Raw genomic sequence first — 16,017 nt, 5'->3', positions numbered from 1 at the left:
CCACAAGAGAGAGCAGGATGCGGATGACCACGGGACTCGGCTACCACCCGGCCATGCTCGGACTCAGGTTCGTGCTGGAGGTGACGGCACTGGTCTGCTTCGGGTACTGGGCCTGGAAGGTCAGCCCGGGCGCGCTGCGGTACGTCGCGGTGGTCGCGGTGCCGCTCCTGGTGGCCGTCGCCTGGGGCGTGTTCGCGACCCCGGGCGACGAGTCGCGCAGCGGCGACGCGGTCGTCGCGACGGCGGGAGGACTGCGGCTCCTCCTCGAACTCGCCGTGTTCTTCGGGGGCGCGGCCGCGCTGTACGCGGCCGGCGCCACCGTCCCCGCCGTGGTCCTCACCGCGGTCCTGATCGCCTACCACGCCGCGTCCTTCGACCGGATCGCCTGGCTGCTGCGTCACTGAGTGACGCGGCGGCACGGGGCGGCGCCGGTCCGCGCTGACAGGAGAAGACAGACGTGACCCAAGCAGTGACGACCGACGAGGTGACCCGCCTCGGGCCGCTGGAGCGACTGCGGGCGCTGCACCAGGAGGGCCGGATCGCCGAGCGGTATCCGGCGGTCGGCCCGCTCCTGGCGGAACTGGCCGTCCCGGACCCGGACTTCGCGGCGCTGGCGCGCGCCGGGCGGCTCCTCGCCCGCGTCTCCCCCGAGGAGATCGCCGAGCACCACCCGCAGGCCGCCCCGATCCGGGTCGCGGTGACCGGGCACGGCATGCTCGACGCGCTGACCCCGGCGCTGACCGCCCAGTTCGCCCGGCACGGGATCCCGCTGCGGATCAACGAGCCGGAGTACGACGCCTGGCTGCGCGACCTCCAGGACCCGTCGAGCGAGCTGTACGCGCCGGGCACCGATCTCGCGCTGTGCGTCCTGGACGCCCAGATCGTCTTCGACGAGCTGCCGGTGCCGTGGTCGGCGGCGGACGCGGCGGCGGCCCTCGACGCCAAGCTGGAGCAGCTGTCGGCGCTGGTCGCCCGCTATAGCGAGCACGGTCCGGGCACGCTGGTGCTCAACACGCTGCCGCTGCTCGCCGCGCACACCCGGCAGCTGGTGGACCACGCGAGCAGGGCCGAACTTTCGGCGCGCTGGCGGGAGTTCAACGCGGCCCTGCTGCGGCTGACCGCCGGCCACCCGCGCCTGCACGTGGTGGACCTGGACGTACTGGTCGCCGATTCGGGGCCGGTGCGCGACACCCGGCTCGCCACGTACGCGAAGGTGCACCTGGGCGAGGACCTCCTCGGCCGGTACGCCCGCGAGGTCGGTCATCTGGGCCGCACGCTGCGCGGGCGCGCCAAGAAGGTGCTCGTGGTGGACCTCGACAACACCCTGTGGGACGGCATCCTCGGTGACGACGGCCCCGACGGGATCGCGGCGGCCACGACCTACCGGGGCGAGGCGTTCGGCAAGTTCCAGAAGACCGTCAAGCAGATCGGCGCGCAGGGCGTACTGCTCGCGGTGAGCAGCAAGAACGACCAGGAGCCGGTGCTGTCCGTGCTGCGCGACCACCCCGACATGGTGCTGCGCGAGGGCGACTTCACCCGGGTGAACGCGAACTGGGACCCCAAGGACGGCAATCTGCGGGACATCGCGGCCCGGCTCAATCTGGGCGTGGACAGCTTCGTGTTCGCCGACGACTCGCCGTTCGAGTGCGGTCTGGTGGCGTCCTCGCTTCCGGAGGTCGCCGTGGTGCGGCTCGACGAGGAGCCGGCGCTGCACGTGGACCGGCTCCTCGCGGACGGCTGGTTCGACGTGCGGGCGCTGACCGCGGAGGACCGGCGGCGGGCCGAGCAGTACCGCTCGGAGGCGGACCGGCAGGACCTGCAGGAGTCGTCCGGGTCGATGGAGGAGTATCTGCGGGCGCTGGACATCCGGCTCGAGATCTCCCGGGTGCGGGACCACGAGGTGGCCCGGGTCGCGCAGATCACCCAGCGCACCAACCAGTTCAACCTGACGACGCTGCGGCTCCAGCAGGCCGAGGTGCAGGGCCGCCGCGAGGACCCCGGACATCTGGTGCTCTCGGTGCGCTCGCGCGACCGGTTCGGGGACAACGGCGTGGTAGGGGCGGTCTTCGCACACCGCGAGGGCACGGTGCTGCACCTGGACAACCTGCTGCTCAGCTGCCGGGTCTTCGCCCGCGGCATCGAGCAGGCCACCGTGTCGACGCTGCTCGCGCACGCCCGGGACACCGGGGCGAGTGCCGTACACGCCCGCTACCGGCCGACCGCGAAGAACCACCGGGTGCGCGACTTCTACCCCTCGCTCGGTTTCGCGACGACCGCCGAATCGGCGGACGGGGAACGGGAGTTCGCGCACGACCTGACCGGGATCGAACCGATACCCGGGCATCTGGCACTGGACGTCGAGCTCGGCGCCGAGCTCGCTGAGGGGCAGCCGTCATGACTTCTCTGTTCGACAGCACCACCATGGCAGGACTGTCGCTGCCCAACCGTCTCGCGATGGCGCCGATGAACCGGGGCCGGGTCGACGACGAGGGCGTGCCGAGCCCGCTGATGGCCACGTACTACGCGCAGCGCGCCTCGGCGGGGCTGCTGATCTCCGACTCCTCGTACCCGGCCCCGCTGGGGCGCGGCTACCGGATGCCCGGCATGTGCACCCCCGACCACGTCGAGGGCTGGCGGCGGGTGACCCGGGCGGTGCACCTGGGCGGCGGGCGGATCTTCGTGCAGTTGCAGCACGCGGGCCGGATCAGTCATCCCGATCTGCTGGACGGGGAGCTGCCGATCGCCCCGTCGGCGGTGCGGCCGCCGGACGCCGTCCTGGAGTACGAGGGGCGCAAGCCGTTCGAGGTGCCGCGGGCGCTGACCACCGCGGGCGTCGAGGAGGTGGTGCGCGAGTTCGCGGAGGCGGCCCGCCGGGCGGTGCTGGCCGGCGCCGACGGCGTCGAACTCCAGGGTGCCAACGGCTACTTGCTGCACCAGTTCATGGGCGTCAACACCAATCTGCGCACCGACCGGTACGGCGGCTCGCCGGCCGCGCGGGCCCGGATGGCGATCGAGACGGCGACCGCGTGCGCGCAGGCGGTGGGCGCGCACCGCGTCGGGATCCGCCTCTCCCCCGGCAACATCTTCAACGACATGGACGAGGGCGACACCCCGGCCCTGTACGAGGCGCTGCTGCCGGCGCTGGCCCGGCTCGGGCTCGCGTACGTGCACGTCGTGGAGAACGGGGACCGCGAGTACACGCGGCTGCTGCGCAAGCTGTGGCCGTACACGATGATCGTCAGCCCGCGGCACGGGCCGATGGTGCATCCGACGACGGGCCGGTTCGCCGAGCCCGTGGGGCTCGCGGCGGCCCGTGAGGTGCTCGACGAGCAGCTCGCGGACCTGGTCTCGTTCGGCCGGCACTTCATCGCCAACCCGGACCTGCCGCGCCGCCTGGCGGAGGGTGCCCCGCTCAACGAGGTGGACCCGGCGACCCTGTACCCCGGCCACGCGGCCGGCTACACGGACTACCCCGCCCTCCCCTGACCCCGCGCACCCGCCGCACACTCCTGGCGCCCGCCCTTCCCCCGGGGCGGGCGCCAGGTCGCTTTCGCGGCGCCTACGCGGTCTTCCCGGCCCCCGATTCGACGCGGGTGCGCAGGGCCTCGTTCAGGTCGATGAAGCGGCCCACGGTCTCCCGTACGACCTTCTGTGTGAACGGGACGAGGAGGCCGGCGAAGGTCTCGGACTGGACGAGGAGCGTGCCGCCCTCGGGGCGCTCGGACAGCTCGAAGATGTGCTCGCCGTCGAAGATGCCGGGCAGCCACAGGCGGCCGCGCCAGCGCAACACCCGGCCGGGCTCGGCCGCCACCACGGTGGGCTTTATGCCCATGTGCCGCCCGCTCGCCTGCCGGAAGGTGAGGTCGAGCTGCTCGCCGACGGCGACCCGGCCGGCCGCCTTCACGATGAAGGGGTTCCACTCGGGGAAGCGCTCGAAGTCGGTGAGTACGGACCAGACGTCGCCGGGCGACGCGTCGATCACGACCTCGGTAGAGATACGGCGCACCAGCTGATCTCCTTCCGCGGCCCCGCCACGGGCCGCTGCAGATACGGGCGTTGCCCACGCTATCCGCTTCGCGGCGTGCGCCCCAGGACGTCCCGCGATCGCACAAGCGTCGCCTTAGGGGCCCGGCGCAGCATCGCCGTTGTCCAAGCAGCCTCGCCGGCGCAACGCCAGCGGATCCTGGAGAGGTCAGGGAACGACGTTGACAGCCTTCCCCACATTCACGGAACTGGTACTGGCGCGCACCGACGCGCTCGGCTCCAAGGACGCCTTCATCTTCCTGCCCGACGACGCCAAGGGGTCGGGCCCGCAGCATCTGACGTACAGCGCGCTGGACCAGGAGGCCCGCCGGATCGGGTCCTGGCTGCAGGCCAACGGCGCTTCCGGGCGCCAGGTGCTGCTCCTGTACCCGTCGGGCCTGGAGTTCATCAAGGCGTTCGTGGGCTGCCTGTACGCGGGCGCCGTCGCGGTGCCCGCGCCGCTGCCCACCGAGCAGGGCAACCACTTCACCCGCGTCTCCGGCATCCTGCGCGACGCGCAGGCCCGCGCCGTGCTCACCGACTCCACGAACGCACCGGAGATATCCGAGTGGCTGCGCACGGAGCAGATGAACGACGTGCTGTGCCTGGCCACCGACACGGACGGCTACGGCGACGCCGGCGCCTGGACGGCGCCCTCGCTGACCGGTGACGACCTGGCGTTCCTGCAGTACACCTCGGGCTCCACGAGCGACCCCAAGGGCGTGATGGTCAGCCACGCCAACCTGCTCGCCAACGAGCAGGCGATCAAGAACTCGGTGGGCTCCAACTCGGACACCCGCTACGGCGGTTGGCTGCCCTTCTACCACGACATGGGCCTGATCGGGCACATCCTGCAGCCGCTGTTCCTGGGCGGCAGCGCGGCCCTGATGTCGCCGGTGTCCTTCCTGAAGCGGCCGCACCGCTGGCTGCAGATGATCGGCGACTACAAGGTCACCATCGGCGGCGGCCCCAACTTCGCGTACGACCTGTGCCTGCGCCGGGTCACCGACGAGCAGCTGGCGACGCTCGACCTGTCGAGCTGGCAGGCTGCCTGCAACGGCGCGGAGCCGATCCGCGTCGAGACGATCCGCGCGTTCACCGAGCGGTTCGCCCCGGCCGGGTTCCGGCCCGAGACCTTCTTCCCCTGCTACGGCATGGCCGAGACGACCCTGCTGGTGTCGGGCACCCCGAGCGAGACCCGGCCCGTGGTGCTGTCCGTCGACTCCGAGGCGCTGGAGTCGGGCCGGCTGGCCGATCCGCGCGAGGAGGCGCCCACCCGCACCCTGGTCAGCAGCGGTGTCGTGAAGGCGGAGGACTTCGACGTCCGGATCGTCGACGCGCAGACCTTCGAGGAGCAGCCCGAGGGTTCGGTCGGCGAGATCTGGGTCAAGGGCCCGTCCGTGGCGTCCGGCTACTGGCAGCGGCCGCTGACCAACAAGGAGATCTTCGACGCGGCCATCGCCGACGGCAAGGGCGGCCAGGACGGGGGCGGCTGGCTGCGCACCGGCGACCTCGGCGTGTGGGAGGACGGCCAGCTGTACGTCACCGGCCGCCTCAAGGAGCTGATCATCTTCGCGGGGCGCAACCTGTACCCGCAGGACATCGAGCGGGCCGTGCAGGGCACCGACAAGTCGCTCGGCATCGGCGCGGGCTCGGTGTTCGCGGTGGAGACCGCGGACCGCGAGCACCTGGTCGTCGTGCAGGAGGTGCGCGCCAGCTCGGTCGCCACCGACCTGCGCACCCTCGCCACCGGAGTCCAGGCCTTCATCGGCCGGGAGTTCAACATCCCGGCGGGCAACGTGCTCCTGGTCCGTCCCGGCACCATCCGCAAGACGACCAGCGGCAAGATCCAGCGCACGCTGATGAAGCAGCTGTTCCTCAAGGGCCAGATCACCCCGCTGTACGAGGTCCTGGAGCCGGCCGTGCGGGAACTGGTCGCCGACGCCATCGAGCGCCCGCTGGACACGGTGGCCTGACATGGAGCATCCGCCGTACCGACTGGCCGGGGAACTCGACCGCTTCCTCGGCGATCCCGACGACCCGCAGGTGACGTTCTCGTACGCGCGCACGGTCGCGCTGGACGACGCGGAGGAGTTCCCCGCGGACATCTGCCGACGCCTTCAGGAGTGGGGCCTCTCCGACTACTACGTGCCGGTCGAGCACGGCGGAGCGCTCACGGACTACGAGCAGTTGCTGCAGCTGATCCGCGTCGTGGCCCGGCGCGATCTGACGACGGCGATCGGGCACGGCAAGACGTACCTGGGCGGCGTGTGCGTCTGGGTGGCCGGTGACGGCGAGCAGGCGCAGCGGCTCGGCGCGGACATCCGCGCCGGGGTCCCGGTCTCGCTCGGTCTGACCGAGCGGGCGCACGGCAGCGACCTGCTGGCCGGCGAGGTCAGGGGCGAGGTGAGCGAGCAGCTGCCGGACGGCGGCTGGCTGGTGAGCGGCGAGAAGTGGCTCATCAACAACGCGACCCGCGGTTCGCTGCTGTCCCTGCTCACCCGCACCGACCCGGCGGGCGGCCCGCGCGGCTTCAGCGTGCTGCTCGTCGACAAGCGGGAACTGGACGAAGGAACGTACCGGCACCTGCCGAAGGTGCACACGCACGGCATCCGGGGCGCCGACATCTCCGGCATCGCCTTCGACGGCGCGAAGGTGCCGGCGGGCGCGCTGGTCGGCGCCGAGGGCGGCGGCGTGGAGACCGTCATCAAGGCGCTCCAGCTGACCCGCACGATGTGCGCGGCGCTGTCGCTGGGCGCCGGGGACCACGGGCTGCGCATCGCCCTGGACTTCGCCGAGCGGCGGGAGCTGTACGGGCGGAAGCTGATCGACCTGCCCAAGGCGCGCCGCACGCTGGGCGAGGCCGCCGCCGACGTGCTGCTGCACGAGGCGCTGGCCCTGTTCGCCTCGCGGGCGGTGCACACACAGACCGCCGAGATGAGCCTGACGGCGGCGGTCACCAAGTACCTGCTGCCCACGGGCACCGAGGAGGTGCTGACCGAACTGACCCGGCTGCTGGGCGCCCGCGCCTTCCTCAAGGAGGTGCACGCGCAGGGCCGGTTCCAGAAGCTCGAGCGGGACCACCGGATCGTGGGCCTGTTCGACGGCAACACGCTGGTGAACCTGAACTCCCTGGTGAACCAGTTCCGTTCGCTGGCGCGCGGCTACCGGCGCGCGACCGGCGACACGGCCGGCGCGGCCGCCGCCTGCGACCTGGGCCTGCCGCTGCCGCCGCTCGACCCGGCGAACCTGTCGGTGATCGCCCGCCGGGGCAGCGGTGTCACGCTCGGCCTCGGCGGCGCGGTCGCCGACCTGGAGCAGCGGGCGGCGGAGAACCCGGCGCTCGCCCCGGCCCTGGACGCGGCCCGCCGGCTGCTCGCCGCGACGGACGCGGTGCACGAGGAGATGGCCGCGCACCAGGACGTGCTGACCGATGTGCCGCCCGCCGCCTTCGAGACGGCCCGCCGCTACGCCCTGTGCTACGCGGGCGCCGCCTGTGTCGGCCTGTGGACGGGCAGCGCGGACCGGCTCGCGGACGATCCGGCGGTCGGCGCGCTGTGGCGGGACGGGCTGTGGCTGCGCGGCGCCCTGGAGCGCCTCCTGGCCCGGCTCGACCCGCGCGCTCCGCAGGGCGCGGCGCACCACACGTACGAGGAGCTGCTCGCCCAGGTGCGGGCGGCCCGGGCCGAGGGACGGCTGTACGCGCTGCTCGACCAGCGCGTCCCGGCCGCGCCCGCCCCCGAGAAGGCCGCCGCGGCGGCCGGTGAGAACGAGAGGACGTCATGCTGACCGGTTCCCCGCCCCAGGCGCCCCGTGCGCCCTTCACCGACCAGGAGGCCGAGGTCGCCGCGCGGGTGGCCGAGCTGGAGAGCCGCCTGGGCGATCCGAACGACGCCGCGAACGAGGTGTCGTACGCGGCGCTCCTGGCGGCCGACGAGGCCGGCGAGATGCCCGCGGCCGGTGAGCGGATCCTCGACGAGGCCGTTCTGAACGCCGAGTTCGTGCCGCGCGAGCACGGTGGCCGGCTCGACCGGATCGACTCGCTGGTGCGCGTCATGCGCCAGGTGTTCCGCCGGGACGTGGCGCTCGGCCTCGGCTACGGCGTCACCTCGTTCATGGCGGGCGTCAACGTGTGGACGTCGGGCTCCGCCGAGCAGCGCGAGCGGCTCGCCCGGATCCTGCTGGACGGCGGCAAGGTGTCCGTCGCGTACCACGAGCTGGCGCACGGCAACGACTTCGTGCGCAACGAGTTCGAGGCGCGGCCCGCGCCGGACGGCGGCTTCCTGCTGGCCGGCGAGAAGCAGGTCATCAACAACGCGGACCGGGCCGCCGCCTGGGTCCTGTTCAGCCGTACGAGCCCCGCGCCGGGCAGCCGCAGCCACTCGGTGGTGCTGGCCGAGCGGGCCGGCCTCGACGCGGACACCTTCCGGGTGCTGCCCCGCTACAGCGCGACCGGTGTGCGCGGCTGCCATCTGTCGGGCCTGCACTTCGAGGACACCCCGCTGGGCGGCGAGGCTCTGGTCGGCGAGGTCGGCCAGGGCGTCGAACTGGCCCTGCGCGCCTTCCAGATCACCCGCAGCGCGGTGCCCGGGATGGCGCTCGGCGCGGCCGACACGGCGCTGCGCACGGTGGTGCGGTTCGCGCGCGGCCGGGAGCTGTACCGCAAGTCCGTGATGGACATCCCGCACGCCCGGGCGACCCTGTCCGGTGCCTTCCTCGACCTGCTGATCTGCGACAGCCTGTCGCTGGCGGCGACGCGGGCGGTGCATCTGCTGCCGGAGGAGACGAGCGTCTACGCGGCCGCCACCAAGTACCTGGTGCCGAAGATGCTCACGGAGACGATGCACGATCTGTCGATCGTGCTCGGCGCCCGGTTCTACGTCCGCGAGGGCGAGTTCGGCATCTTCCAGAAGCACATCAGGGACCTGCCGGTGCTCAGCCTCGGGCACGCCGGCTCCGCGGCCTGCCAGGCGACGATCATCCCGCAGCTGGCCCGGCTCGCCCGGCGCTCCTGGTTCTCCGGGGACCCGGCGCCCGGCGCGCTCTTCCGGCCGCGCGAGGACCTGCCGCCGATCCCGTTCGAGCGGCTCACCCTGGCCAGCGGCCGCGACAGCCTGTCCGCCTCGCTGGTCGCCTCGGTCGACGAGCTGCCCTCCGGCTCCCCCGAGGAGCGGGCGGTGCACGCGATCGCGCTGAAGATGATGGACGAGCTGCGCCAGCTCCAGGAGTCCTCGCTGGCGCTGGCCCCGCAGGACCGCACGGCGCTGGCCTCGCCCGCCACGTTCGCCCTGGCCGACCGGTACGCGGTGCTGCTCGCCGCGGCCTCGGCGATCGGCGTGTGGCAGCAGGCGCGGGGCGGCGACGACGCGTTCCTCGCCGATCCGGCCTGGCTGGCCGCGGTGCTGCACCGGCTCGCCGTGCGGCTCGGGCAGCAGCCGGCGGACCTGCCGCCGGCGGTCGAGGCCCGGATCCACGACGAGGTGACGCGCCGCTTCGAGCAGCGCCGCAGCTTCGACCTGTACGACACCCCGCTGGCCGGCTGACCGCGCCCGCCTCCGCCCGCACCACCGACCTGCCCCGACCCGCCCGACTCGTCTTCAGGAGTGCACCGTGACCGCTACGTCTCCCGCCTCGCCCGCCTCGCTCGCCGGCCACACCCGCGACTCGCTGATCACCTGGCTGTCCGACCGCATCGCCCTGTACCTGAAGCGGCAGCCCGCCGAGATCGACCCGAGCGTGCCGCTGGCCGAGTACGGGCTCGACTCCGTCGCCGCGTTCAGCCTGTGCGGCGACATCGAGGAGGACTTCGACTTCGTCCTCGAGCCGACGGCCGCCTGGGACTACCCGACCGTCCAGGCGCTCGCCGACCACCTGCTGGAGGAGTTCGCCACCGCGCAGGGCGGCGCCCGCTGATGGAACCCATCGCCATCGTCGGCATCGACTGCAGGTTCCCGGGGGCGCCGGACACCCGCGCCTACTGGGATCTCCTGATGCGCTCGGGCGACGGGGTCGGTGAGGTGCCCCGGCTGCGCTGGAACGCCGAGGAGTTCCACTCGGCCTCCGGCGCCCCCGGGCGCACCAACACCACCAAGGGCGGTTTCATCTCCGACCCGGACGCCTTCGACAACGAGTTCTTCACCGTCTCGCCGCGCGAGGCGCAGGCCATGGACCCGCAGCAGCGGCTGCTGCTGCAGAGCTCCTGGCGGGCCGTCGAGGACGCGGGCCTGGCCCCGCAGTCCCTGGCGGGCACCTCCACCGGGGTGTTCGTCGGCATCATGGGCAACGAGTGGGCGCAGCTGCACCTGACGGACTACGACCACGTCACCGCGCAGATCGGCTCCGGCAACGGCTACTGCATGACGGCCAACCGGATCTCGTACCACCTGGACCTGAAGGGTCCCTCGCTCGCCGTCGACACCGCCTGCTCCTCCTCGCTCGTGGCCGTGCACCTGGCGGCGAACGCCCTGCTGTCCGAGGAGTGCGACATCGCGCTCGCGGGGGGCGTGAACGTCGCGATGACCCCGGCCCTGTCGATCTTCTACACGCAGGCCGGTCTGTCCTCGCCGGACGGGCGCTGCAAGCCGTTCAGCTCGCAGGCCGACGGCATCGGCCGCGGCGAGGGCGTCGGTGTGGTGGTGCTGCGCCGGCTGAAGGACGCGCTCGCGGACGGCCAGCGGGTGTACGCGGTGCTGCGCGGCACCGCCGTCAACCAGGACGGGCGCAGCAACGGCATCACCGCGCCCAACCGCTGGGCCCAGCAGGAAGTGCTCGCCGCGGCCTACCGGCGTGCGGGGGTCGAGCCGTCCGACGTCACGTTCGTGGAGGGCCACGGCACCGGCACCGCGCTCGGCGACATGATGGAGGTCAAGGCGCTCGGCCACCACCACGGGTCCCGCACCGGCAAGCCGCTGGCGCTCGGCTCGGTGAAGGGCAACCTCGGGCACACCGAGGGCGCGGCCGGCATCGCGGGGCTCATCAAGGTGGCCCTGTCGCTGCACCACCGGGTCGTTCCGGCGAGCCGGTTCTCGGCGAAGGAGAACCCGTCGCTGAAGCTGCGCGAGCACGGCATCCGGCTCCTGAAGGCTCCGCTGAAGCTGCCCGCGCAGGACGTCGTGGCGGGCCTGAGCAGCTTCGGCATGGGCGGCACGAACGCGCACGCCGTGCTGGCCAGCGCTCCCCCGGCCGCACAGCGTCCGGCGGACGACACGGGCGGCCTCGGCACGGCCGTGTTCACGCTGACGGCACCCGGCGCGGACGCGCTGCGCCGCAACCTGATCGCGCAGGCCGACTCCGTGGAGCGCGGCCGGCTTCCGGTGGGTGCGCTCGCCTGGACCAGCAACCGGGTCAAGTCCGGGCACCGTTACCGGTTCGCGGTCGGCGCCTCGGACACCGCGCAGCTCGCGGAGCGGCTGCGGGAGGCGGCCGCGGACGACGCCGTGCTGACCCGGCTCGCGGGGCAGCCCGCGGCGCGGCCCGAGACCGCGTTCCTGTACACCGGGCAGGGCTCCCAGTACCCGCGGATGACGGCGGGCCTGTACCGGGAGTCGGCCCTGTACCGCGGCTTCCTCGACGAGGCGGACGCGGCGCTCGCCCCGCACACCGGCCGCTCGGTGCGCGATCTGGTCCTGGCGGGCGACGAAGCGGTCCACCGCACACAGTGGACCCAACCCGCTCTGTTCGCCGTGGAGTTCGCGCTCGGCCGGACCCTGGAGGCCCTCGGCGTGCGCCCCTCGGCGCTGCTCGGGCACAGTGTCGGCGAGTACGCGGCGGCGGTCCTCGCGGGCGCGCTGCCGCTCGACGGGGCGGCCCGGCTGATCGCGGCGCGCGGCGCGCTGATGCAGGAACTCCCGGACGGCGGCGGCATGCTGGCCGTGCGGGCGCCGCACGCGGAGGTGGCCGCACGGGTCGCGGACGAGCCGCTGGTCGGCGTCGCCGCGGTCAACGGCCCGCAGGCCACGGTCCTGTCCGGTGATCTCGCCGCCCTGGCGCGCATCGAGGAGGAGCTGACCGGAGAGGGGGTGCGCACCCGCAGGCTCCAGGTGTCGCACGCGTTCCACTCGCCATTGATGGAGCCGATGCTGGAGCGGTTCGCCGCCGTCGCCGACGAGGTGGGCGGCGACGTGCCGCGGATCCCCGTGTACTCGACGGTGCACGGGCGGCTCCTGGAGGACGAGCCGATGGACGCCACGTACTGGGTGGCGCACATCAGCGCCCCGGTGCTGTTCGCGGACGCGGCCCGGACCCTGCTCGACGAAGGGGTCACGCACGCCGTGGAGATCGGGCCCCGCCCGGTGCTGCTCGGCATGCTGCGCACGCTGGGCGCCGGCCCCGCGCAGGTGGTGCCGGTGCCGGACGAGGACGCGGGCAGCGACCGTCTGGCGGACGCGGTCGCCGAGCTGTACCGCGGCGGCGTGGACCCGGACTGGGACGCGGTGTACGCGCCGCGCGACCGGGTCGGGCAGCCGCTCGCCCCGTACGCGTTCAGCGACCGGCACCGCTACTGGGCGGCCCACACGCCCTCGCGCACCCCGTCGGCCGGTCCCGTGGCCGTGGCCGCGCAGAGCGCCGCGGACACCCGGGTCGCGGACGCGCCGGCGCCGGCTGCCGAGCCGGTGCACCCGGCGGTGGCCGTGCTCGACGTGAGCCGGGGCCGGGCGGACGGTCCCGTGGCCCGCGCCGCCGTGGAGGCGGTCGGACTCGTCGGCGGCTACGGCCCCGACGAGCTCAGCCCCGAACTGCGGCTCTACGAAGACCTCGGCTTCGACTCCGTGATGGTCATGGAGCTGAAGTCCCGCCTCGAGGAACGGCTCACCGGGCTCGGCGAGCTGACCGTCCAGGACCTGCTGCCCCGGCTCTCCACCATCGGTGACCTGGTCAGCTTCCTCCACGAACTCGACGCGGTCGCCCCCGGATCAGAAGAGAGGACGGCATGAGCAACCAACCCACCGCCCACCTCGCCGCCATCGGCACCGCGCTGCCGGGCGACCCGGTGGACAACGCGCAGCTCGCCAAGGTGCTCGGGGTCAACGAGGAGTGGATCGAGGTCTTCATCGGTACGAAGACCCGGCACTTCGCCCGTGATCTGGCCACCGGCGAGGTCCGCTGGTCGCTCGCCGACCTGTGCGCGAGCGCGGCCCGCAAGGCGCTGGACGCCGGTGCGGTGGACGCCGCCGACATCGACTTCATCGTGCTCGGCACAGCCACCCCGGACACGCTGATGCCGGCGACCGTGAACAACGTCGCCGACCAGCTGGGCCTGGACCAGGTGCCGACCTTCCAGCTCCAGTCGGGCTGCGCGGGAGCGGTGCAGGCGCTCAGCGTCGCCCAGACCATGATCGCCTCGGGCCAGTACCGCAACGGCCTGGTGATCGGCGGCGACGTGTGCAGCAAGCACCTGGACGTGCAGCGCGACCTGTCCGGCGCCGCCCCCAGCGATCTGGTGAACTTCGTGCTCTTCGGGGACGGCGCGGGCGCGGCCGTGCTCAGCGCGGACCCGGTCGGCGAACGGGTCGCGGTGCGTCACGTCCTCAACCGGTTCACGGGCCTGGGCCGCAAGCCCGGCCAGGTCATCGAGTGGTTCGGGCTCGCCGACCGCCACGACGACCGGCAGGCGCTCACCGAGGACTACAAGGCCATCGAGGAGGGTGTCCCGGTGATGGCCGTGGAGATCCTCTGGGAGCTGCTCGGCGAGCTCGACTGGGACGCCGAGGACCTCGACTACCTGCTGCCGCCGCAGCTGTCGGGCCGGATGACGAAGAAGATCGCCGAGGAGCTCGGGGTGCCGACGGCCCGCGAGATCTCCTGTGTCGCCGAGACCGGCAACAACGGCAACGCGCTGCCCTTCCTGCAGATCGCCGGGCTCCTCACGGAGATGAAGGCGGGCGAGAAGGCCCTCGCCGTCGCCGTGGAGTCCAGCAAGTGGATCAAGGCCGGTTTCGCCCTGGAGAAGATATGAGCCGCACCGCCAGCACCTTCACCCTCGACGACTTCACCACGCTCGTCCGCGACGAGATCGGCATGCCGCTCGAAGCGGAGCAGGTGGGCGCCGACTTCGACGAACTGCCCGACTGGGACTCCCTGTACCTGCTCAAGCTGGTCACCGCCCTGGAGCTGGCGACCGGCCGGCCCGTGCCGGTCGGCAAGGTCCTGGAGGCCCGCTCCCTCAAGGGCATCTACGAGCTGGCGGTGGGCGGATGAGCCCGGCGCCGGCGCACGGCTCGCACACCGTCATCGAGCGGCGCCGCCGGCACACCCTGTTCTTCCTGGAGTGGGCCGAGTCCCAGCGCCCGGTGCACCTGGACACCGACATCGACATGACGCGGGTCCTGGAGCACCGGGAGCGGGCCCGCGCCGACGGGCTGCGCTACTCGTACGTGACGTACCTGCTGCACGCGACGGGCCGCGCCCTGGCCCGTCACCAGGAGGCCAACGCGGTGATGGCGCCGGGCTGGCCGGGCTTCTGGCGCGCGCCGCGGATCGTCCGGTTCCGCTCGGTGACGGCGAAGCTGGCGCTGGACCGGAAGGTGGACGGGGAGCGGGCGGTGCTGTCCGCGCTCGTGCCCCGGCTGGAGCGGGCGTCGCTGCGCGAGATCCAGGAGCAGGTCGACCGCTACCGGGGCGAACAGGCCGCGGAACTGCCCGAGTTCAAGGGCGTGCGCATGCTGGGCCGGCTGCCGCTGCCGCTGGGCCGGGCCGCGTTCGGCGCCGCTCTGCGCGAGGCCCGCAAACGGCCCGGTGTCTTCGGCACCGTGTCCGTGAGCTCGCTCGGGCACGGCGCCGTGGACGGCTTCCACTCGGCGGGCGGCACCGCCGTGACCCTGTGCGCGGGCCGGATCGCGCAGCGGCCCGTGGTCCGCGCGGACGGCACCCTCGGGGCCGCGCCCGTGATGCGGCTCGGCCTCACCTTCGACCACCGGGTGATCGACGGCGGGGCCGCGGCCGATCTGCTGACCGATCTCCACGACACCATGGAGGCCTTCGATGACGTCGATGACGGCTCCAGGGGGCACGTCCCCGCCGCGCACGCTCGGGGAACCGATCATGATCACGGGACCGGGCGGGAACTGGCAGGAAGTCCGCGCTGACCTCGACCGGCACCGCGCCGCGATCCTCTACGCCCGGCTGGACGACTGGCGTCCGGAGCGGGCCGGAGGGCCGCGGCTGCGGGCGCTGCTCGGCCGGGACTGGGCGCGGTTCCTGGAACTGACCCACCCGGACGTGCGCACCCGGTTCGCCTCGTCGCGCGTGCTCCTGAAGTTCGCGGCCGCGGCGGCGCTCCACGTGCCGCCGCAGGCCGTGGAGCTGGGGTACACGCACACCGGGCGGCCGTTCCTGCGCGGCTACGACGGCGTGCACATCAGCCTGAGCCACACCGACGAACTCCTCCTGGTGGGTCTCGCCACCGGCGGGGTGATCGGGGTGGACGCCGAGCGCGCGGACCGCAGGCTGTACGGGCCCGGACTGGGCCGGCACCTGTGCACCCCGCACGAGGTCACGGAGATCGAGGCGATGCCGGAGGAGGACCGCAATCCGGCCCTGGTCCGGCTGTGGACCCTGAAGGAGGCGTACAGCAAGGCGATCGGGCTCGGCATGCAGTTCCGTTTCACCGACTTCGGTTTCCGTCCCGACGGCACCCCGACGGACGTCCTGCGCCCGGACGGTCAGCCGGGTTCGGACGGCGAGTGGACGTTCCGTACGTACGGGCTCGACGACACGTACGTGGTGAGCGTCGCGGTCGGGGACGCCGGGTTCGGCGCGGGCGCGGACACGGCGGCGGGGACCGCGCTGGACGCCGGCATCGTCGACGCCCTCGCGGAGGTGCTCGGCGAGGACGAGGCGGCCGGCCCGGAGCCGGACGAGTGGTGGTGAGCGCGCCGTGACACGCGAGAGGGGCCGGACCTGGTGTCCGGCCCCTCTCGCGTTCCCGTGCCGGTGTGCGTACAAGCGGGGCGCAAGCCCGCCCGAGAAGACTGGACGCAGTGCAAGCCCCCGCGA

The 16,017-nt window shown here is 73.2% G+C and carries 13 protein-coding genes; 12 read left to right on the top strand and 1 reads right to left on the bottom strand.

What is annotated here, in order from left to right; all coding sequences use genetic code 11:
- The first annotated feature begins 23 nt into the window (after positions 1-23).
- From IAG42_RS22405 to IAG42_RS22395, 3 genes are read left to right on the top strand one after another with little or no spacing between them, the layout of a single operon-like run.
- Positions 24-404, top strand: coding sequence for a YrdB family protein (locus tag IAG42_RS22405; RefSeq protein ID WP_188338744.1), 381 nt, complete (start codon positions 24-26; stop codon positions 402-404).
- 53 nt (positions 405-457) lie between these two features.
- Complete coding sequence (locus tag IAG42_RS22400; protein ID WP_223206119.1) at positions 458-2,398, top strand: HAD-IIIC family phosphatase; 1,941 nt, start codon at positions 458-460, stop codon at positions 2,396-2,398.
- Positions 2,395-3,486 carry an alkene reductase gene (locus IAG42_RS22395; protein WP_188338743.1) on the top strand — a complete coding sequence of 364 codons (1,092 nt, stop codon included), beginning with the start codon at positions 2,395-2,397 and terminating at the stop codon, positions 3,484-3,486. Before IAG42_RS22400 ends, IAG42_RS22395 begins: the two co-directional genes overlap by 4 nt.
- A gap of 73 nt (positions 3,487-3,559) precedes the next feature.
- Here the strand turns inward: IAG42_RS22395 and IAG42_RS22390 are convergent, their stop codons facing one another.
- Positions 3,560-4,006, bottom strand: a complete 447-nt coding sequence (locus IAG42_RS22390) for an SRPBCC domain-containing protein (protein WP_188338742.1) — start codon at positions 4,004-4,006, stop codon at positions 3,560-3,562.
- A 199-nt stretch (positions 4,007-4,205) separates the two neighbouring features.
- Between IAG42_RS22390 and IAG42_RS22385 the strand changes: the two genes are divergently transcribed.
- From IAG42_RS22385 to IAG42_RS22345, 9 genes are all read left to right on the top strand, one after another.
- Positions 4,206-5,999, top strand: a complete 1,794-nt coding sequence (locus IAG42_RS22385; RefSeq protein WP_188338741.1) for a fatty acyl-AMP ligase — start codon at positions 4,206-4,208, stop codon at positions 5,997-5,999.
- Position 6,000: 1 nt separating this feature from the next.
- A complete protein-coding gene (locus tag IAG42_RS22380) occupies positions 6,001-7,812 on the top strand; it encodes an acyl-CoA dehydrogenase family protein (RefSeq protein WP_188338740.1) in 1,812 nt (603 codons plus the stop codon).
- Positions 7,806-9,566: an acyl-CoA dehydrogenase family protein gene (locus tag IAG42_RS22375; protein WP_188338739.1), complete on the top strand. Its 1,761-nt coding sequence runs from the start codon at positions 7,806-7,808 to the stop codon at positions 9,564-9,566. Before IAG42_RS22380 ends, IAG42_RS22375 begins: the two co-directional genes overlap by 7 nt.
- A gap of 67 nt (positions 9,567-9,633) precedes the next feature.
- The gene (locus IAG42_RS22370; RefSeq protein WP_188338738.1) at positions 9,634-9,936 is read left to right on the top strand and encodes an acyl carrier protein; all 303 of its coding nucleotides are present in this window, start codon (positions 9,634-9,636) and stop codon (positions 9,934-9,936) included.
- A complete protein-coding gene (locus tag IAG42_RS22365; protein ID WP_188338737.1) occupies positions 9,936-12,956 on the top strand; it encodes a type I polyketide synthase in 3,021 nt (1,006 codons plus the stop codon). Before IAG42_RS22370 ends, IAG42_RS22365 begins: the two co-directional genes overlap by 1 nt.
- Positions 12,953-13,978, top strand: a complete 1,026-nt coding sequence (locus IAG42_RS22360) for a 3-oxoacyl-ACP synthase III family protein (protein ID WP_188338736.1) — start codon at positions 12,953-12,955, stop codon at positions 13,976-13,978. Before IAG42_RS22365 ends, IAG42_RS22360 begins: the two co-directional genes overlap by 4 nt.
- Positions 13,975-14,220: a phosphopantetheine-binding protein gene (locus IAG42_RS22355; protein ID WP_188338735.1), complete on the top strand. Its 246-nt coding sequence runs from the start codon at positions 13,975-13,977 to the stop codon at positions 14,218-14,220. Before IAG42_RS22360 ends, IAG42_RS22355 begins: the two co-directional genes overlap by 4 nt.
- Positions 14,217-15,107, top strand: coding sequence for a 2-oxo acid dehydrogenase subunit E2 (locus tag IAG42_RS22350; RefSeq protein WP_188338734.1), 891 nt, complete (start codon positions 14,217-14,219; stop codon positions 15,105-15,107). Before IAG42_RS22355 ends, IAG42_RS22350 begins: the two co-directional genes overlap by 4 nt.
- A complete protein-coding gene (locus IAG42_RS22345) occupies positions 15,064-15,891 on the top strand; it encodes a 4'-phosphopantetheinyl transferase family protein (protein ID WP_384627015.1) in 828 nt (275 codons plus the stop codon). Before IAG42_RS22350 ends, IAG42_RS22345 begins: the two co-directional genes overlap by 44 nt.
- Positions 15,892-16,017 lie beyond the last annotated feature (126 nt).

Source organism: Streptomyces xanthii (assembly GCF_014621695.1).
Lineage (GTDB): Bacteria > Actinomycetota > Actinomycetes > Streptomycetales > Streptomycetaceae > Streptomyces > Streptomyces xanthii.
Note: the sequence above shows the minus strand (reverse complement) of the source record. Positions and strands in the feature narration are given on the sequence as shown.